We start from the raw sequence: 16,923 nt of genomic DNA, 5'->3' as shown, positions 1-16,923 counted from the left end.
CCGGACGACGGACCGCAGGGGCCTACCGGTAGTTCACGAACTGCAGCGCGAAGTCGAAGTCCTTGCCCTTCAGCAGGGCGATCACGGCCTGAAGGTCGTCGCGGCTCTTGGAGCTGACGCGCAGCTCGTCCCCCTGCACCTGCGCCTTGACGCCCTTCGGGCCCTCGTCGCGGATGATCTTCGCCACCTTCTTGGCGTTCTCCTGGGAGATGCCCTCCTCGATCGACGCGAAGATCTTGTACTCCTTGCCGGAGAGCTGCGGCTCACCGGCGTCCAGCGACTTCAGGGAGACTCCGCGCTTGACCAGCTTCGACTCGAAGACGTCGAGGATGGCCTTCACACGGTCCTCGGAGTTGGCCTGCATCAGGATCTTGTCGCCGGACCAGGCGATCGAGGCACCGACGTTCTTGAAGTCGTAGCGCTGCGAGATCTCCTTGGCGGCCTGGTTGAGGGCGTTGTCGACCTCCTGCCGCTCGACCTTCGAGACGATGTCGAAACTGGAGTCGGCCATGTCCTGTGGCTCCTTGTATCGGGATGGATCGGGGTGCGTATAGGCGTGCGGGAGCGCGGCCGCCTGGCCCGGTTCCGACCCCGGGCCGCATCCGCTTAAGCCTAGTCATCCCGTCCCGCTCGAGGTGCCGATCTATCGGGTGGCGAAGCACCCCTGTGCATCGGGTATCGTTTACGTCGTTGCCAGGGAGCACCGCGGAAAAGCGGATCCACGGCAGCGATCCCCGGCGGTGTGCCCGAGCGGCCAAAGGGAGCAGACTGTAAATCTGTCGGCTATGCCTACCCAGGTTCGAATCCTGGCGCCGCCACTGGACTGAAAGGGTCCGCGACCAGCGAAAACGCTGGTCGCGGACCCTTTCAGCGTTCAGAGTGACTGTGTGGTCACTTCAAGGTGCCTCGCTCCACCTTGTCTCACTCTGATTGCCGTGCCGACTCGTGCTTGCGGGGCATCGGTGGGGCGGTGTGGGTCACGTCCAGCGCTTCAGAGCTTCGTCGATCCGGGCTTGGTCATGGCCGTCGCGCCGTACAGACTCTTCGCGTAGACCTTCAGTAGGACGGCCCGCAACACTCGCCTTGCCGCCCGCATCCAGCAACTGGAGAAGCAGCTGTCCGAAGCGCTGGGAGAGCAGGTCTGGCGCGAGTCGGGTCTCGAAGCCTCCGGCGACATCGACGAACTCCAGCGCACGGTCACCGGAGTGGAACAGCGCAACGTCGAGCTCTCCGCTCGGCTGGAAGAACGCGATACCGAACTCGCCGCCGCGCGAGCCGCCGGCAGGCAGCCGGCCAAAGCTCTGAACCAGCGTCTCTGACAGTCGGCTCAGGGGCTGGTCGCCGGTGGGTGACCGGCCCGCGGCCGGATGCGAGGACCCAAGGCCAGAATGCACTCTCAGCAGATATACACTCAGAGTATATCCTCGGTGTATGGTCCTCGCATGAGTGTTCCTCTCACCCTGTTGGGGCTGCTGGAGCGGGAGCCGAGCCACGGCTACGACCTCAAGCGCGACTACGACGCCTTCTTCAACCGTGGCAAACCGCTGCCGTACGGGCAGGTCTATACGACCCTTGGCCGGTTGGCGCGGGACGGGAAGGTCATCGCCGGCGAGGCGGAGCCCGGAGTCGGCCCCGAGCGCAAGCGCTACGTGATCACCGAGGCGGGGGCGACGGAGTTCGAGGCCTGGCTCACCGAGCCGGTGGCCCCCGAGCCCAACCTGCAGACGGTGCTGTTCACCAAAGTCGTGCTGGCCCTGATGCTCGGCCGCGACGCCCAGCAGTACCTCGACACCCAGCGGGCCGCCCACCTGCAGCGGATGCACGAGCTGACCCGGCTGCGCCGCACCGGCCCGATCATCGACGCCCTGCTCGCCGACCACGGCCTGTTCCACCTGGAGGCCGACCTGCGATGGATCGAGCTGACCGCGGCCCGGATGGATACGCTCGCCGCGGCGGTGCGCACATGACCGCCCTGATCGAGGCCCGCGACCTCACTCTCTCCTTCGGCGAGACCCCCGCCCTGCGCGGCGCCAGCCTGGCCATCGAGGCCGGCGAGGTGTTCGCCGTGATGGGTCCGAGCGGCTCGGGCAAGTCCACGCTGCTGTACTGCCTGGCCGGCATCCTCACCCCCGACTCGGGCGAGGTGCACTTCGACGGACGCCGCATCGACACCCTGAACGAGGCCGAGCGCAGCGCCTTTCGCCGCGACACCTTCGGCTTCGTCTTCCAGTTCGGCCAGCTCGTCCCCGAGTTGACCGCCGAGGAGAACGTCGCCCTGCCGCTGCTGTTTGCCGGCGTGCGCCGGACGGCCGCGCTCGCCGAGGCCCGGCCCTGGTTCGCCCGGCTGGGCCTGGACGGCCTGGAGCGGCGCCGTTCCGGGGAGTTGTCGGGTGGTCAGGCGCAGCGGGTGGCGCTGGCCCGCGGTTTGGTGGCCCGGCCCAAGGTCCTGTTCGCCGACGAGCCGACCGGGGCGCTGGACTCGCTGACCGGCGAGCAGGTGATGGACCTGATGGTGGACGCGGCCCACGAGGAGGGCACCACCGTCGTCCTGGTGACCCACGAGCCCCGGGTCGCCGCGCACGCCGACCGGGAGGCCATCGTGCGGGACGGCAAGGCCAGCCTGCTCACGACCGGACGGATCGCCTCGTGATCGCCTTCGCGCTCCGCCTCGCGGTCAGCGGCGGCCGGGAGGCGGTCGCCCGGCTGGCCATGATCGCCGCCGCGGTCGCCATCGGCGTCGGGCTGCTGCTGTCGACCTTCGCCAGCATGAACGCCGTCGAGCGGACGAACCAGCGGCAGGTGTGGCTCGACACCGGCGCCGCGAGCCGTACCGAGCAGGCGTCGGGGGACCCGCTGTGGTGGTGGGCGCACGGCGACTACTACGACGGCAAGTCCCTCACCGAGGTCGACGTCGCCGCGACCGGCCCGAACTCGCCCGTCCCGCCCGGCCTGACGCACCTGCCCGCGCCCGGCGAGTACTACGCCTCCCCCGCGCTGGCCAAGCTGATCCGCGACACCCCGGCCGACCAGCTGGGCGACCGCTTCCCAGGGCGGCTCACCGGCACGATCGGCGACGCCGCTCTGGCCTCCCCGGACTCGCTGATCGCCGTCATCGGCCGTGCCCCCGCCCAGATCAAGGGCGCACCAGGGGCGAGAGCGGTCACCAGCATCGCCGGTACCCGGCCGCCCATCTGCGACAACGAGTGCTGGGACAACGCCGTACGCGGCGACGCGATGACGCTCATCTCCTCCGTGGTGGCCGGGGCACTGATCTTCCCGGTGCTGATCTTCATCGCCACCGCGACCCGCCTGTCCGCCGCCACGCGCGAGCAGCGGTACGCGGCGATGCGGCTGGTCGGCGCCACTCCCCGGCAGGTGTCGGTGCTCTCGGCGGTGGAGTCCGCGCTGGCGGCGGCCGCCGGGACGATGATCGGCTTCGGGCTCTACGCCGCGCTGCGCCCGCTGGTCGCCACCGTTCCGCTCACCGGGCAGCAGCGGTTCTTCCTTTCGGATCTGACGCTCAGCATCCCGCAGGCCCTCGGCGTCGTCGTCGGCGTGCCGGTGGCGGCGGCGATCGCGGCGCGCCTCGCGCTGCGCCGGGTCACCGTCTCCCCGCTCGGCGTGACCCGTCGGGTGACCCCGCGCCCGCCGCGTGCCTGGCGGCTGATCCCGCTGCTGGCGGGCCTGGCCGAGCTGGCGTACTTCGTCTTCGCCGGCCGTCGCCCGGCGACCGGGAACGGCCAGACGGCGGCCTACCTCCCGGGATTCCTGGTGGTGATGCTGGGCCTGGTGATCGCCGGGCCGTGGCTGACCATGACCGCCGCCCGGGCGGTTGCCCGGCGCACCCGACGCCCGGCCGCTCTGATCGCGGTGCGCCGGCTCGCCGACGACCCGAAGGCCGGCTTCCGCGCGGTCAGCGGCCTCGTCCTGGCCCTGTTCGTGACCACCGCAACAGTCAGCATCATCGGCACCATCAACGACCACCGCGGCACGCTGGGCGGCGACCGGCAGACCCGGACGGTAGTGGAGGACGGCGGCGACGGCAGGGCGCCGCTGGCCGGGGCCATTCCGGCACAGCTGCTCACCGAGGTGCGGGCGATCCCGGGCGTGCGGGGCGTGGCCCTCGTCCACGCCAACCCCGACGGCATCGGCAAGGACCCAACCGATCCCCTCCCGGAGGCGCCTGCGCTGGTGTCCTGCTCCGACCTGGCGCAGACCCCGATGGTCGGCCGCTGCCCGACCGGAGCAAGGGCCACGGCCGTCGACTTCTACGCCTTCGTCAGCCTGCAGTCGCGACCGAGCCATCAGTGGCCCGCCGCCGCGATCAGCACGGCCGCCCTCGCCAGGCTGCCCGTGCAGATGGTCTACGTGGCCACCGACGGGTCGACAGCCGCCGTGGAACGCGTACGGACCCTGCTCACCACCGCCTACCCGCATCAACAGGCCCGCACGGTGGGCGACTGGGGCACCGACTTGCAGCAACAGCTGGCCGGTTGGCGGCAACTGGCCAACGTGGTGCTGCTGACCACCCTGCCGATCGCAGGCTGCAGCCTGGCGGTGAGCGTCGTCGCGGGCCTGACGGATCGCCGGCGCCCGTTCGCGTTGCTGCGACTCACCGGCGCGCCGCTGCGGTTGCTGCAGTGGGTGATCGGCCTGGAGAGCACGCTGCCGCTGCTGGCGGTGGCCGCGATCTCGATCGGTACGGCCTTCGCCGCCTCCGCCCTGTTCCTGAAATCGCAGATGCACTACGACCTGGTGTCGCCGGGCGCGGCGTACTACGCGCTCGTCGCCCTCGGCCTCGTCGCCTCGCTGGGCATCATCGCCTCGACTCTCCCCCTCCTCAAACGCATCACCGGTCCAGGGGCCGCCCGCAACGGCTGATACGTCAACTCCTCACTACGCCCCGGACACCCCTCCAACGGCGTCCGGGCCAGCCGCCTCGGCGGAGCGACGAGGACCTGACACCTGCATTCGAGGGTCCCAGTCAGGACCTTCTGATCCCTCGTCACAAAGCGCCGACATCCAGACGTCGAAAGAAGTCGGTGGGCTCGGCCGGCTACCCGAACGCGGTGCCGCAGCCCGGTTCTGCACAAGAAGCCCAGGGAGACTCCGTGACAACCGCACCGCTGAACCAAGAAGGAATGACACGCCGCCGCATGCTCAAAGCCACGCTGGCAGTCGGAACCGCCTTACCGATCGGCGTCGCCCCCCGGGCGTGGGCGGCCTCCGCCGCCCCGGGCCCGGTGCAGCTCACCCTGCCCGCGCCCACCGGACCGTACCCGACGGGCACGGTGGCGCTGCATCTCGTCGACAGTTCGCGTCCGGATCCCGTGGCCGGCCCCGGACATCACCGCGAACTCATGGCCGGCGTCTGGTACCCCGCCCGGGACGCCGAACGGTATCCGCCGGCGCGTTGGACGCCCCCGGCCGTGCTGCGGGCGCTCCTGACGTCCGGGGGGTTCCCGGCCGACGCCGCGGTGGCGCCACTCACGGCCGGCCACCAGGGCGCCCCGGTCCGGCGAACCGGCGGACGACTGCCCGTCGTCGTGTTCTCGCACGGCGCGCACGATCACCGTGCGGACACCACCACCGTGGTTCAGGAACTCGCCAGCCACGGATACGTGGTGGTCACGGTGGATCACACCTACGACACCTTCAGCGAGTTCCCCGACGGCCGGGTCATCGTCCCCCTCATGGACCCGAAGCACGCAATGCGGCCAGCGGACTTCGCCACGGACATCCGGTTCGTCCTAGACCGCATCGAGGACCTCGCCGCAGGGCGCAACCCCGACGCGGAACACCGGCCGCTGCCGGCCGGCCTGCGTGGCGCCCTCGACCTGCACCGCATCGGCATGTTCGGCTGGTCGAAGGGCGGGACGGCGACCGCCCTCGTCGTGATCGAAGATCAGCGCGTCAGGGCCGGGCTGAGCCTCGACGGCCCGATGCAACCGACGATCACCACCGACCTGAACCGGCCGTTCATGATGATGACCGCCGAAAACACCCGGGCCGCGCAGCCCAGCGCCGCCGAGTTCTGGTCGCACCTGAGGGGATGGCGGCTCAACATTCAGGCCGACGGCGCAGTCCACCCTTCCTACGGCGACTACCAGGTGCTGATCCCCCAGCTGGCGAAAGCCGTCGGGATGAGCGACGAGGACCTTCGGGGCTGGATCGGCACCCTCGACCCGGCCCGAGCGGTGCGGATCCAGCAGGCGTACCCGCTCGCGTTCTTCGACCTTCACCTGCGCCACCGCACGAGCCATCTGCTCGACGGCCCGAGCCCGGCCTTTCCAGAGGTGAAGTTCGTTCCGTGAAGCGTGGGCACCCCGCAGTTGCGCGGTGGTCACGAAGACCTCCATGAATTGCCGGCTCCGTCCGGCCGCGGCGTCCGGAGGGGCGGCCGCCCGGCAGCCCCACGCTCTGCCCGGCCTGTCGGGCGGCCGAGGCCGCGCTCCCACGCGGTGCCGCCGACTGACCGTCATGGGTCACCTCACCCGGCGGCCGGCATTGCGGTCGCGGTCGGCAAGGGTCGGTTCCGCCACCCGTCCGCATCCTGAGGGTCCGGGCGGAGATGGATCCCAGGGGTGCCGACTGGTGCGGCGCGGGTGCCGTTTCACCCTTCCGTTTCGGGCTCGGGTGTGGCCGACAGCCCGCGACGGTGTGCGAACGCGATCACCGGGACCATTCCGATCAGAGCCGCCAGCGCCCCGTAGCCGGAGGTGAGCGTGGTGAGCGAGGCGACGGCGGCGACCAGGAGGGGCCCGCCGGCGTCGCCGAGTTCGCGGCCGAGTTCGGCGGCGCCCATGGTCTGGCCCAGGCGTTCCGGCGGGGTTGAGGAGGCGAGGGCGGCGAAGCCGAGCGGGGTGATCAGTCCGGTGCCGATGCCGGTGAGGGCTGCACCGAGAAGGACGCCGGTCAGGCCTGGCAGCATCGCGCAGGCCAACCCCGCGGCGGTGACCAGCAGACCCGCTGCCAGGCCGGAACGAGTGGTGAGGCGCCCGTCGTCCAGCGCATGCCCGGCGCGCGGCTGGACGACCGCGGCACAGGCGGCGAGCAGCGACACCGCTGCGCCGGTGGCGACCGGTCCCAGCCCGGCAGCGCGGCCGGAGACCGGCAGGAAACCGACTCCGACCGACAGGGCCCCGGTCGCCGCCGCGAGCGCGGCGGTCGGGGCGAGGAAGTCCGGGTCGGCCAGCCGCCGGGCCAGGTCCAGCACGGTCTGCCGGGCCTTGGGCAACGGAGCCGCGACGGGCACGGTGAGCGCGCCCCAGACGGCGACCGCCGCACCGAGCACCGCGAGGACGACGAACAGCAGCCGCAGCCCTCCGGTCCACACCAGGACGCCACCGAGCAGGGGACCGAGGGTGTAGCCGATGGACTTGTAGAAGCCGTAACCGCCGAACGCGCGGCCGTGCTTGGCGGCCGGGTTGAGCCGGGCGACCAGCGCGGAGGCCGAGGGGGAGAACGCGGAGGCCGCGGCGCCCTGGCCGAGACGGGCGGCCCACAGCCAGCCCGGGCTGTCCGCGACGACGTACAGCGCGGACGCGCCGGCGAAGGCGGCGAGCCCGCCGAGCAGTACGGGGCGGGCGCCGATCTTGTCGGCGAGGGTGCCGAAGAGCGGCTTGAGGACGACCTCTGCACCGTCGTACAGGGCGAGCAGTCCGCCGAGGACGAGCAGGGAGGTGACCGCGTCCTCGGCGTCGCCGCCGAGGCTGGCGGCGATGCCGTGCGCGCCGAAGGCGGTGGTGAACCCGGCCGCGTACAGCGGCCACATCTGCCGGGCCGGGGCCGCCTGCGCGGTCACTGCTCCCCCTGCGGGGTCTGGTGCAGCGCGGCGAAGACCCGCTCGGCGTAGTCCTCGCAGGCCGCGGCGCACCGCTTGAGCCGCCGGCCGGCCTCGGCCGCCTCCGGAGCACCGAACACGTCCCGCGCGGTGAGATCGCGGTACCAGCGCCGCAGCCGCTCCAGCGACTGCTCCTCTTCCTCCAGCTCGGCCAGGGTGAACTTGCCGATGTGGATCTCCTTGGCCAGCTCCCGGTCGAACTTGCCGCAGTCGGCCAGGAACTCCGCCCAGTCCTCGGACCGGGCGGCCGTGAACAGCGCCTGGAAGCGGGACGCGTCCGCCTCGCTGCGCCCGGAGGCGTTCAGGGTCACGGCCTGCCCGCCGGCCTGCTCGGTCAGCGTGATCGCCCGGGAGATGCCGTCGGCGAAGACGGGCACGTCCGGAACGGCCCAGATCCCCTGGCCCAGGGAGAGCGCACCGGCCTTGCGCAGTTCGCGCCAGACCGCGACACGGTGCCGCGACGGCTCCGCGGGCAGCTTGATCACAAGAACGAGCCAGCGGCTCGCAGGTTCTCTGTTCGCCGCAGCGTTCGCCACAGCCATAAATGTAGCGAGTGTTACATCACTGTGCTCAGTGGGGCGTCAGGCGGTGAGTACGCCGGTGGTCAGAAGTCCCAGCAGCGCCACTCCGACGACGATCCGGTAGAGGACGAACGCGTTGAAGGAGTGGCGGGCCACGAACTTCAGCAGCCAGGCGATGGAGGCGTAGGCGACCACGAAGGAGACGGCGGTGCCCACGGCGAGCGGCGCGGCGCCGACGCCGGCTCCTACGGCGTCCTTCAGTTCGTACAGTCCGGCACCGGTCAGCGCGGGGATTCCGAGGAAGAAGGAAAGCCGGGTGGCGGCCACGCGATCCAGGTCGAGGACGAGCGCGGTGGACATGGTGGCGCCCGAGCGGGAGAAGCCCGGGAAGAGCAGGGCGAGGATCTGCGAACTGCCCACCAGCATGGCGTCCTTGAACGTGGTGTCGTCCTCACCTCGCTTGTGGCGGCCCATCTGGTCCGCAGCCCACATCACACCCGATCCGGCTATCAGCGACCCCGCCACCACCCACAACGAGGCCAGCGGGCCCTCGATGAGCGGCTTGGCCGCCAGGCCGACGGCAACGATCGGGATGGTGGCGTAGACGACCCACCAGGCGAACTTGTAGTCGTGGTGGTACCGCTCGTTCTTGTCGGCCAGTCCGCGCCCCCAGGCGGAGACGATGCGCACGATGTCCTTGAAGAAGTACAGGAGTACGGCTGCGATGGCGCCGACCTGGATGACGGCGGTGAAGCCGACTACGGAGGTGTCGTCGACCGGGATGCCCATGAGCCCCTCGGTGATCTTCAGGTGGCCGGTGGAGGAGACGGGCAGGAACTCGGTCACCCCCTCGACGACTCCGAGGACGGCGGCCTGGCCGATGCTGACAGCGCTCATGAGATCCATCTCCGCGGTAGGGGGAGCGGGTGAGGCGTGGATGGCGAAGCGGTGGAGGAGGACGCCCGGTCGGGTCCGGTCATCAGTTCCGGGGTGATGGGGCGGCCACCGTCCGGGCGCGGCGGCGTGGCCGGACGAGCTCCAGAGCCGGCGGCAGCGGGGAGACGGCGACGATCACACCGACCAGGGGCAGCAGGTACTGATCGACGTTCGGGATGCTCGCGCCCAGCGCGTAGCCACCGAGCACCGGGCCGACCCTCCACAGCGGCCCGCCCGTGACCTGCCGGAGCGTGAAAGTGCCGGGTGGCGTCTGCGCGATCCCGGCGAGCGGGTTGAGCACGGTGCGCACGACCGGGATCAAGCGGGCGAGGGCGACGGCTTTGCCATGGCCGTAGCGGGCGAGCAGGTCCTCGGCCCGGGCCATGCCCTCGGCCAGGTACCGGTTGCGGGTGCGGGCCGGCAGAGCGCGACCCGCGCGGCGGCCGATCAGGTAGCCGGTCTGCGCGCCGAGCAGCGCCCCGGCCACGGCGGAGGCCGGCACCCCGGGGGAGAGCCGGGTGCACGCCGCCGGTGCCGGTGCACAGCGGACCGGCGGTGAACAACAGCGAGTCGCCGCGCAGAAGGAAGCCGATCAGCAGCCCGGTCTCGGCGAACAGCACCAGGAAGAGGCCCGCGGCGCCGAGCGTGGTCAGCAGGGACGTGGCGTCCAGCGGGTTGACGGCCTGGGGCACCGCGGGGTCCTTTCCCGCTCCGCGCTGTCCATCGGGCGCGGGCGCATGGCAGACTCAGGACACGGCAGCTTTTACACGGCCGTAGAAGTTCTACACGAATGTAGAAGACGAGTGGGAGAACGACAAACGCCATGGCAGCGGACACGCACGGGCGCGGCCCGAAGCGGGCCAACGGCGTCCGCGAGGCGGAGATCCTCCACCTCCTGCAGCACGCCGGAAGTGCCCTGACGCCGGGCGATGTCACCGAGCGCCTCGGCAACGAGCTGACGTACAGCAGCGTCGTGACGATCCTCACCCGCATGCACACCAAGGGCCTGCTCACCCGCAGTGCGCGCGGGCGGGCGTATGCCTACGCCCCGGTCACCGACGACGCCGGCTTCGCGGCCCGCCGCATGCGCACCGTTCTGGAGGAGCGGCCCGATCGTGAGGCCGTCCTCGCCCGCTTCGCCGATGAACTGTCCGACACGGACGCCGACCTGCTGCGCCAGTTGCTCGGCGCCGAGCCGGACACCGGCCGATAGGAAGGGCCGGCCGGATGCACATCGCCGTGTACGTTCCGCTGCTCCTCTCGCTCCTCGCGCCCTTCGGCGCACGGCCGTTGTCCGAGCGCTGCGAACCCCGCCTGGCCACCTGGCTGCTGACCACCTCGTCCCTGGTCCTGGGCGCGGCGAGCACGATCTCCCTGGGCCTGCTGACCGCCACCGGCCTGATCCGCGTCCCCCAACTCGCCGACCTCGGCGACTGGTCGTCCAACAGCGCCCGGCGCGACGACCCGACCCAGCTCTCCATCGCCCTCATCGCGGGACTGCTGCTCGGCGGCGCGGTGCTCGCCGCCGCCCGGATGCTCTGGCGCCGCGTCCGCACGCTGGCCGCTGCGGCGATGGACGCGGCCTGCATGCCCGCGCGCGACGGCCTGGTCGTCGTCGACGACGACTCCGCCGACGCCTACGCGCTACCCGGCCTGCCTGGCCGCATCGTGGTCTCCACGGGCATGCTGCACACCCTGGACGAGACCGAGCACAACATCCTGCTCGCCCACGAACGCGCCCACCTGACCGCCCACCACTACGCCTTCGTCGCCCTCGCCCAGCTCGGCGCCGCCGCCAACCCGCTGCTGCGCCCCCTGGCGACGGCCGTCACCTACACCATCGAACGCTGGGCCGACGAAAACGCGGCCACCTCCACCGGTGACCGCAAACGGGTCGCCCGCACGGTCGGTAAGGCCGCCCTCGCCGCCCACCGCACGCCCGCTCTCGCCCGCGCAGCCGGTGCGGCCCTGGGGATTCTCGGCCGCCGCGGCCCGCTCGCCTCCGCCGGCCCGGTCCCCCGCCGTGTCGCCGCGCTTCTCGCCCCGCCGCCGGGGCGCCATCCGACCCTCGCCGCGGCGACCGCAGCCGTTCTGACCGCCGCCACGCTCGCCACCGCCGAGGCCGCCCACGACCTCCACCTCCTGCTGCGGACGATCGGCGCCTGGTAGCGGCCCGGGGCGATGCTCCGCGGAACGAGTACGCGCGGTGTCGCGGCATGCGCGCCCTGTGGACCGCGGGGCGGACACGACTCATCGGTGGGGTGAGCGGAGCCTGCCGGCCCGAGCAGCGAACATCACATTGACCCGGTCCGGCCCTCCCCGGAGGGTTGGCTGCATGCACCATAGATCCCCGGGATCAGCACCGCCCTGGATACCCGGCGGCCTCCGCTCAGCCAAGGAGGTGCCGTGCGGGGGGTGTTGAGCGGGTTCGCGGTCATCACGGTCGTCATCGCCGTCGGTTACCTTCTCGGCCGCGGCGGCCATCTCGGCGAGCGCGGCCGGGAGGTGCTGACCAGGCTGGCCTTCCATGTGGCGTCCCCGGCCCTGCTGTTCACCACGCTCGCCCAGGCCGACCTGTCCGTGATCTTCTCCAGCCGGCTGCTGGTGACGGCGATGAGCACGGCCGCGGCGGCGGGCGCCTTCGTCGCGGTCGGCGTCGTACGCCACTGGGGCGTGGGCCGCACCACCATCGGCGCCCTGTGCTCCAGTTACGTCAACTCCGGCAACCTCGGCATCCCCATCGCCGTGTACGTCCTGGGCGATGCCTCCCTGGTGGCCCCGGTGCTGCTCTTCCAGGTCGTCATGGTGACCCCCATCGCCCTGACGATCCTCGATCTCGCCGGCATGGGCGAGAAGGGGCCGTGGTGGCGGCGCCTGCTGACGCCGTTGCGCAATCCGATCGCGCTGGGCTCGCTGAGCGGCGTCCTGGTCTCGGCGACCGGCATCCACGTCCCCGGCCCGGTCATGGACCCCATCACCCTCATCGGCAACATGTCCGTCCCGGCGGTCCTGCTCGCCTTCGGCATCTCCCTGCGCGGCAGCGCCCTGCCCGGCCGCGGCCGGGACCGCCACCCCGTGTTCCTCGCCGTGGCCCTGAAGGCGGCGGCCCAGCCGGTCGTCGCCTGGGCTCTGGCGGCGAACGTCTTCGGGTTGCACGGAGCGCCGCTGCTCGATGTGACGGTGACCTCGGCACTGCCGGCCGCACAGAACCTCTACACCTACGCCGGCACGTACGGGGTGGGCGAGGTGCTCGCCAGGGACGCGATTCTGCTGTCCACGGCGCTTTCGGTGCCGGTGCTGGTGGTGGTCGCTGCTTTGCTGGGTTGACAGGGCCCTCGGACGTTCGGCTCACGGCAGGTGGCGGCCGTCGGCCCGGACACCGCGGTTATCGTCGGAAGGTGTCCTTCGGTCGCGGTGCCGTACGCGTGGTCGGCGCGGCCCTGGGGCGATTGAGGTGTCCGTCCGTCGCCGCTGTCCCGGGGAGCCCGAGCCATGGGTCGTATCGACTATCTGCATGATCCGGACGCTCCACCCGCCAACTCCGTCGTTCCCTCGGTCGTGGCCTTCGTGCGGGACGGAGCGGGGCGGGTGTTGCTGATTCAGCGGTCCGACAACGGCCGTTGGGCGTTGCCGGGCGGAGGGCACGACATCGGGGAGACCATCGGGGACACGGTTGTCCGTGAGGTGAGGGAGGAGACCGGGATCGAGGTGGAGGTCGTCGGTCTCAGCGGGATCTACACCGACCCGGGGCATGTCATGCGGTACGACGACGGGGAGGTCCGCCAGGAGTTCAGCCTCTGCTTCCGGGCGCGCCCGGTCGGCGGGCGGCTGCGGACCAGCTCCGAGACGACGCAGGTCCGCTGGGTCGACCCGGGTGGCCTCGAGCATCTGGATGTGCACCCCACCATGCGGCTGCGGATCGAGCACGCGATGGACGAGAGCCGGCGCGCCCCCTACATCGGCTGAACCGTCCGGTTTTCCACCGGCTCACCTGCGCACCCGCCCCGGCGGGCTCTCGTACGCTGACGGCATGTCGTCGCCGCGCAGGAAGTGCCCCGAGTGCCGTCGGGAAATCGCCGTCGTGGCGGGGCGGTTCGCGCGGCACGATCCGCCGGGGGCGCGCGCCGACGGGGTGCTCGTCTCGTGCGCCGGTTCCCGTCGGCTCGCGCAGCCCGATGCCGCCCAGCCCACCTTCGACGGGTATGTCGTACCGGAGTTCCCGGGTCAGCTGCCGCTTTTCTGAGGCGTCGGCGGCGGGGGAGGGGTGACTCCGGCGCGGGTCAGTTTCCCGCCACGGACTTCACGGCCACCGACACGGGGGTCGAGCCGCCGATGAGTTCCAGGGTGAGACCGGCTGTCGCGGGCGTGTCGACGAGTTCCGCGATGACCGCGGCCACGTCGTCGCGCGGGATCGCGCCGCGTCCGGTGTGGGCCTCCAGGCGTACGAGGCCCTTGCCGGCGTCGTTCGTCAGCGCGCCGGGACGCAGGACCGTCCAGTCCAGGGACTTGTGGGCGCGTACGTACGCGTCGGCCTCGCCCTTGGCCCGCAGGTACACGTCGAAGACCTCGTCGCCCGGGTGCTCCGGGTCCGCGCCCATCGAGGAGACGACGATGAACCGGCGTACGCCGGCCCGTTCCGCCGCGTCCGCGAACTTGATCGCCGCGTCACGGTCCACCGTGTACTTGCGGTCCACGCCACTGCCCGGCCCCGCACCCGCCGCGAAGACGGCCGCGTCGGCTCCCTCCAGGTGCGCGGCGATCTGCTCGACCGGCTCCGAATCCGACTCCAGGTCGCAGACGATCGGTTCGGCGCCGCTCGCCCGCAGATCGTCGGCTTGTTCCGCGCGGCGGATGATTCCCGCTACCTCGTCACCACGCGCGGCGAGCAGCCGCTCCAGCCGCAGCGCGATCTGACCATGACCTCCAGCGATGACAATGCGCATGTTTCCGACCGTACGCCCGCGGGGGTCCCTTCGCCGCACGATCCCGTGCGCGGCTCGAAACCGGTGTTCGGCCCGGCACCGACGTCGCGTTCCTTCCCTGCAGGAGATCAGGAAGGCTGGGCCCGTCCCTGGCGCGGCAGGTCCAGGGCCACCGCCGCCGAACCGCAGTACTCCCGCACCGCGCTGGTACGGGCCACCACGCGCCCCCGGTGCACCACGATCCGGCTGTACGCGAGCGAGAGCGCCCCCGCCAGCTGTTCGCCGCGCACGGCGAGCAGCTCCGCCGGAAAGCCCGCCTCGACGCGCACCTCGGGCAGCCCGAGCGCGGCCCGCGCCGACGCGCTCACCGTGTCGTACGCGTCCTCGGGCCGCAGTCCGTACCGTGACGCCAGCAGATACGCCGCCTCCAGCGGGTCCCCGCGCCCGACCGGGTTCGCCACGTCCCTGAGCCCTCCGCTGCCCGCTGCCACCCGTACCCCGGCCGACCGCAGCAGCCGTACCGGAGCGGTGTCGCGCCGCTCGACGCCGCCGCAGCCGCCTTGCGGCAGGCAGACCACCGTCACCCCGGCGGCGGCGAGCCGGTCCGCGGCGCGGGCGGCCGTCCCCGCGGGAAGCCGCCCGAGACCGCCGCACGGACCCAGCGTCACCCCTGGGCGCAATCCGCCCGCCATGGCCGCGATCCGGGCGAGCCGTGCCGGGTCGTCGGCGTCCGTGTGCAGGTCGACCGGGCAGCCGTACTCGGAGGCCAGTTCGAGGACGGCCTCCACGTACCCCGTCGGATCGGGGTCCGTGTCCGGGCAGCCGCCCACCACCGCCGCGCCCATCTTGACCGCGTCGCGCAGCATCGCGAGCCCGTCCGCCCCGGCGGCCCCGGTCAGCACCCGCGGCATCGCCACCGTGGTCAGCTCGGCGAGCCCGCTCAGCGAACGCCGTGCCCGCAGGACCGCCGCCAGCCCCTCCAGCCCCTGGACGTCACCGATGTGGACGTGTGAGCGAAGGGCCGTGGCCCCGTGTCCGAGCTGCAGCAGCGCGGCCTCGGTGGCACGGCGCTGGACCTCGTCGGGGTGGTGCGAGACCGGCCCGTCGTCGTCCGCGGACAGGGCCGTGTCCCCGTGCGCGTGGGGCTCCGCGGGGGCCGGCAGGAGCAGATAGCCGCGCAGGTCGACGCGGGTTCCGGACGCCCCCACCGCCAGGCTGCCCGCGGTGCCGACGGCCTCGATGCGCCCGCCGCCCAGCCGTACGTCCACCGTCCGCCCGTCCGTGAGCCGTGCTCCGCAGAGCAGAAGGGGGTTCGGCTCGGCCGGTCCCGGCGGCGAGGGCGAGGAGTGGGGCGGCTGCGGTCGGCTGTCGGGCATCGCGCTCCTGTCGCTCGGGGCGGCTGCGCGCCAAGGGGCAATGGCACGGGCAAGATCACGGAGAGTGAGTCGAGCCTAGGGTGACGACCGGGCCGGGACGGGGAGGAGCGCAATAGTCGTATCGGTGTGGTGCTTGCCTGTGCGGGGCCCCGCAGGGCCGCGGACGGGTGCCGTGCAATGGATTTGGGCGAACGGCGGGCAACCGTGTAATGTCTTCATCGCTCGCCCCAATAGCTCAGTCGGCAGAGCGTCTCCATGGTAAGGAGAAGGTCTACGGTTCGATTCCGTATTGGGGCTCTGGTGTGAGAGGTTCCCGCCGTCAGGCGGGGTCCGATCGCATCACAGCGGTGTAGCTCAGTCGGTAGAGCAAGCGGCTCATAATCGCTGTGTCACCGGTTCAAGTCCGGTCACCGCTACTCACAGTAGCCGATTGTGGGGTCGGTCCTTCGATCGGCTACTCTTTCTTGCGTTTAAATGTTCGTCCATCCGTTCGTCAAGGAGCACTCACGTGGCTGCCACCGACGTCCGCCCGAAGATCACGCTTGCCTGCGTGGAGTGCAAGGAGCGGAACTACATCACCAAGAAGAACCGGCGTAACAACCCGGATCGTCTTGAGATGAAGAAGCACTGCCCGCGTTGCAATGCGCACACCGCGCACCGCGAGACGCGATAAATCAGGCTCGTACGCGAGGCCGTTCCTTCACTTGAGGGGACGGCCTCGCGGCGTTACGGCAGCCGGTGCCACGCCTTCCGCCGGCCGGACGAGAGAATGGTCCGCGCCGCACCGGCCGGGCGAAGAGCCCACCGTGACGGCGCCGGCGGCCTCGGTGAGGCCGGATCCGCAGAGTAACCAGGAGGTGCCGAGCCCATGGCGCTCGACCAGTCCTTCGTGGGGCGGTCCTACCCGCCCACCGAGCCCTACGAGGTGGGCCGGGAGAAGATCCGCGAGTTCGCGGAGGCGATCGGGGACGCCAACCCGGCCTACACCGATCCGGAGGCGGCCAAGGAACTCGGCCACTCCGATGTGATCGCCCCGCCGACCTTCGTCTTCGCGATCACGTACAAGGCCGCGGGCCAGGTCGTCCAGGACCCTCAGCTCGGCCTCGACTACAGCCGGGTCGTGCACGGTGACCAGAAGTTCACGTACACCCGCCCGGTGCGGGCCGGTGACCGGCTGAGCGTGACCTCGACCATCGAGTCGATCAAGTCGCTGGCCGGCAACGACGTGCTGGACATCCGCGGCGAGGTGCACGACGAGGCGGGCGAGCACGTGGTGACCGCCTGGACCAAGCTCGTGGCCCGGGCGTCGGAAGTGGAGGCATGAC

The 16,923-nt window shown here is 71.5% G+C and carries 18 protein-coding genes, 3 tRNA genes and 1 pseudogene; 14 read left to right on the top strand and 8 right to left on the bottom strand.

Annotation, left to right across the window (positions count from 1 at the left end):
- Positions 1 to 22: 22 nt before the first annotated feature.
- Positions 23 to 511, bottom strand: a complete 489-nt coding sequence (locus LZ604_RS07425; RefSeq protein WP_234513495.1) for a YajQ family cyclic di-GMP-binding protein — start codon at positions 509 to 511, stop codon at positions 23 to 25.
- A 225-nt stretch (positions 512 to 736) separates the two neighbouring features.
- Here LZ604_RS07425 and LZ604_RS07420 point away from each other — a divergent pair.
- Positions 737 to 818 (top strand) — tRNA-Tyr (locus LZ604_RS07420).
- 159 nt (positions 819 to 977) lie between these two features.
- Here the strand turns inward: LZ604_RS07420 and LZ604_RS07415 are convergent.
- A complete protein-coding gene (locus tag LZ604_RS07415) occupies positions 978 to 1,394 on the bottom strand; it encodes a hypothetical protein (RefSeq protein WP_234513493.1) in 417 nt (138 codons plus the stop codon).
- Positions 1,395 to 1,442: 48 nt separating this feature from the next.
- Here LZ604_RS07415 and LZ604_RS07410 point away from each other — a divergent pair, with 48 nt between their 5' ends.
- From LZ604_RS07410 to LZ604_RS07395, 4 genes are all read left to right on the top strand, one after another.
- Positions 1,443 to 1,967: a PadR family transcriptional regulator gene (locus LZ604_RS07410; RefSeq protein ID WP_234513490.1), complete on the top strand. Its 525-nt coding sequence runs from the start codon at positions 1,443 to 1,445 to the stop codon at positions 1,965 to 1,967.
- Positions 1,964 to 2,650 (top strand): ABC transporter ATP-binding protein, encoded by a 687-nt coding sequence (locus LZ604_RS07405; protein WP_234513488.1) that lies wholly within the window; start codon positions 1,964 to 1,966, stop codon positions 2,648 to 2,650. Before LZ604_RS07410 ends, LZ604_RS07405 begins: the two co-directional genes overlap by 4 nt.
- Positions 2,647 to 4,881: an FtsX-like permease family protein gene (locus tag LZ604_RS07400; RefSeq protein WP_234513486.1), complete on the top strand. Its 2,235-nt coding sequence runs from the start codon at positions 2,647 to 2,649 to the stop codon at positions 4,879 to 4,881. The genes LZ604_RS07405 and LZ604_RS07400 overlap by 4 nt, the downstream gene beginning before the upstream one ends.
- Positions 4,882 to 5,111: 230 nt before the next feature.
- Positions 5,112 to 6,314, top strand: coding sequence for an alpha/beta hydrolase family protein (locus LZ604_RS07395; RefSeq protein ID WP_234513484.1), 1,203 nt, complete (start codon positions 5,112 to 5,114; stop codon positions 6,312 to 6,314).
- Positions 6,315 to 6,613: 299 nt separating this feature from the next.
- On the opposite strand, the gene LZ604_RS07390 is transcribed toward LZ604_RS07395, so the two are convergent.
- The 4 genes and pseudogenes from LZ604_RS07390 to LZ604_RS07375 form a co-directional block, all read right to left on the bottom strand.
- A complete protein-coding gene (locus tag LZ604_RS07390; protein WP_234513540.1) occupies positions 6,614 to 7,774 on the bottom strand; it encodes an MFS transporter in 1,161 nt (386 codons plus the stop codon).
- Between the two features lie 26 nt (positions 7,775 to 7,800).
- Positions 7,801 to 8,385, bottom strand: coding sequence for a Chromate resistance protein ChrB (locus LZ604_RS07385; RefSeq protein ID WP_267971035.1), 585 nt, complete (start codon positions 8,383 to 8,385; stop codon positions 7,801 to 7,803).
- A 39-nt stretch (positions 8,386 to 8,424) separates the two neighbouring features.
- Positions 8,425 to 9,261: an undecaprenyl-diphosphate phosphatase gene (locus LZ604_RS07380; RefSeq protein WP_234513480.1), complete on the bottom strand. Its 837-nt coding sequence runs from the start codon at positions 9,259 to 9,261 to the stop codon at positions 8,425 to 8,427.
- 82 nt (positions 9,262 to 9,343) lie between these two features.
- Positions 9,344 to 9,992: pseudogene (locus tag LZ604_RS07375) on the bottom strand (DedA family protein).
- A gap of 131 nt (positions 9,993 to 10,123) precedes the next feature.
- Here LZ604_RS07375 and LZ604_RS07370 point away from each other — a divergent pair.
- The 5 genes from LZ604_RS07370 (at position 10,124) to LZ604_RS07350 (ending at position 13,543) form a co-directional block, all read left to right on the top strand.
- Complete coding sequence (locus LZ604_RS07370) at positions 10,124 to 10,513, top strand: BlaI/MecI/CopY family transcriptional regulator (RefSeq protein ID WP_234513478.1); 390 nt, start codon at positions 10,124 to 10,126, stop codon at positions 10,511 to 10,513.
- A 14-nt stretch (positions 10,514 to 10,527) separates the two neighbouring features.
- The gene (locus LZ604_RS07365; RefSeq protein ID WP_234513477.1) at positions 10,528 to 11,469 is read left to right on the top strand and encodes a M56 family metallopeptidase; all 942 of its coding nucleotides are present in this window, start codon (positions 10,528 to 10,530) and stop codon (positions 11,467 to 11,469) included.
- A 237-nt stretch (positions 11,470 to 11,706) separates the two neighbouring features.
- Complete coding sequence (locus tag LZ604_RS07360; RefSeq protein WP_234513476.1) at positions 11,707 to 12,627, top strand: AEC family transporter; 921 nt, start codon at positions 11,707 to 11,709, stop codon at positions 12,625 to 12,627.
- A gap of 165 nt (positions 12,628 to 12,792) precedes the next feature.
- Positions 12,793 to 13,266 carry an NUDIX domain-containing protein gene (locus LZ604_RS07355; protein WP_234513475.1) on the top strand — a complete coding sequence of 158 codons (474 nt, stop codon included), beginning with the start codon at positions 12,793 to 12,795 and terminating at the stop codon, positions 13,264 to 13,266.
- A 64-nt stretch (positions 13,267 to 13,330) separates the two neighbouring features.
- Positions 13,331 to 13,543 (top strand): hypothetical protein, encoded by a 213-nt coding sequence (locus LZ604_RS07350; RefSeq protein WP_234513474.1) that lies wholly within the window; start codon positions 13,331 to 13,333, stop codon positions 13,541 to 13,543.
- 37 nt (positions 13,544 to 13,580) lie between these two features.
- Here LZ604_RS07350 and LZ604_RS07345 read toward each other — a convergent pair whose 3' ends face one another.
- Both LZ604_RS07345 and LZ604_RS07340 read right to left on the bottom strand, forming a co-directional pair.
- The gene (locus LZ604_RS07345; RefSeq protein WP_234513473.1) at positions 13,581 to 14,243 is read right to left on the bottom strand and encodes an SDR family oxidoreductase; all 663 of its coding nucleotides are present in this window, start codon (positions 14,241 to 14,243) and stop codon (positions 13,581 to 13,583) included.
- A 107-nt stretch (positions 14,244 to 14,350) separates the two neighbouring features.
- Positions 14,351 to 15,598, bottom strand: a complete 1,248-nt coding sequence (locus LZ604_RS07340) for an amidohydrolase family protein (RefSeq protein WP_234513472.1) — start codon at positions 15,596 to 15,598, stop codon at positions 14,351 to 14,353.
- 224 nt (positions 15,599 to 15,822) lie between these two features.
- On the opposite strand from LZ604_RS07340, the gene LZ604_RS07335 reads away from it, so the two are divergent.
- The 4 genes from LZ604_RS07335 to LZ604_RS07320 all read left to right on the top strand — a co-directional run bounded on the left by LZ604_RS07335 (position 15,823) and on the right by LZ604_RS07320 (position 16,922).
- Positions 15,823 to 15,895 (top strand) — tRNA-Thr (locus tag LZ604_RS07335).
- A 46-nt stretch (positions 15,896 to 15,941) separates the two neighbouring features.
- Positions 15,942 to 16,014: transfer RNA gene (locus tag LZ604_RS07330), tRNA-Met, on the top strand.
- Between the two features lie 92 nt (positions 16,015 to 16,106).
- On the top strand, positions 16,107 to 16,271 hold the full coding sequence (rpmG, locus tag LZ604_RS07325; protein ID WP_003948671.1) for a 50S ribosomal protein L33: 165 nt from the start codon (positions 16,107 to 16,109) through the stop codon (positions 16,269 to 16,271).
- 195 nt (positions 16,272 to 16,466) lie between these two features.
- Positions 16,467 to 16,922, top strand: a complete 456-nt coding sequence (locus LZ604_RS07320; protein WP_234513471.1) for a MaoC family dehydratase N-terminal domain-containing protein — start codon at positions 16,467 to 16,469, stop codon at positions 16,920 to 16,922.
- Position 16,923: the final 1 nt, after the last annotated feature.

This window comes from Streptomyces glomeratus, assembly GCF_021462825.1.
In the GTDB taxonomy this organism is placed as follows: domain Bacteria; phylum Actinomycetota; class Actinomycetes; order Streptomycetales; family Streptomycetaceae; genus Streptomyces; species Streptomyces glomeratus.
Note: the sequence above shows the minus strand (reverse complement) of the source record. Positions and strands in the feature narration are given on the sequence as shown.

Coding starts and splice junctions, on each gene's coding strand:
- LZ604_RS07425 (WP_234513495.1), bottom strand. CDS start 511: ATGGCCGACTCCAGTTTCGACATCGTCTCGAAGGTCGAGCGGCAGGAG.
- LZ604_RS07410 (WP_234513490.1), top strand. CDS start 1,443: ATGAGTGTTCCTCTCACCCTGTTGGGGCTGCTGGAGCGGGAGCCGAGC.
- LZ604_RS07405 (WP_234513488.1), top strand. CDS start 1,964: ATGACCGCCCTGATCGAGGCCCGCGACCTCACTCTCTCCTTCGGCGAG.
- LZ604_RS07390 (WP_234513540.1), bottom strand. CDS start 7,774: ATGTGGCCGCTGTACGCGGCCGGGTTCACCACCGCCTTCGGCGCGCAC.
- LZ604_RS07385 (WP_267971035.1), bottom strand. CDS start 8,385: ATGGCTGTGGCGAACGCTGCGGCGAACAGAGAACCTGCGAGCCGCTGG.
- LZ604_RS07380 (WP_234513480.1), bottom strand. CDS start 9,261: ATGAGCGCTGTCAGCATCGGCCAGGCCGCCGTCCTCGGAGTCGTCGAG.
- LZ604_RS07370 (WP_234513478.1), top strand. CDS start 10,124: ATGGCAGCGGACACGCACGGGCGCGGCCCGAAGCGGGCCAACGGCGTC.
- LZ604_RS07365 (WP_234513477.1), top strand. CDS start 10,528: ATGCACATCGCCGTGTACGTTCCGCTGCTCCTCTCGCTCCTCGCGCCC.
- LZ604_RS07355 (WP_234513475.1), top strand. CDS start 12,793: ATGGGTCGTATCGACTATCTGCATGATCCGGACGCTCCACCCGCCAAC.
- LZ604_RS07350 (WP_234513474.1), top strand. CDS start 13,331: ATGTCGTCGCCGCGCAGGAAGTGCCCCGAGTGCCGTCGGGAAATCGCC.
- LZ604_RS07345 (WP_234513473.1), bottom strand. CDS start 14,243: ATGCGCATTGTCATCGCTGGAGGTCATGGTCAGATCGCGCTGCGGCTG.
- LZ604_RS07340 (WP_234513472.1), bottom strand. CDS start 15,598: ATGCCCGACAGCCGACCGCAGCCGCCCCACTCCTCGCCCTCGCCGCCG.
- LZ604_RS07320 (WP_234513471.1), top strand. CDS start 16,467: ATGGCGCTCGACCAGTCCTTCGTGGGGCGGTCCTACCCGCCCACCGAG.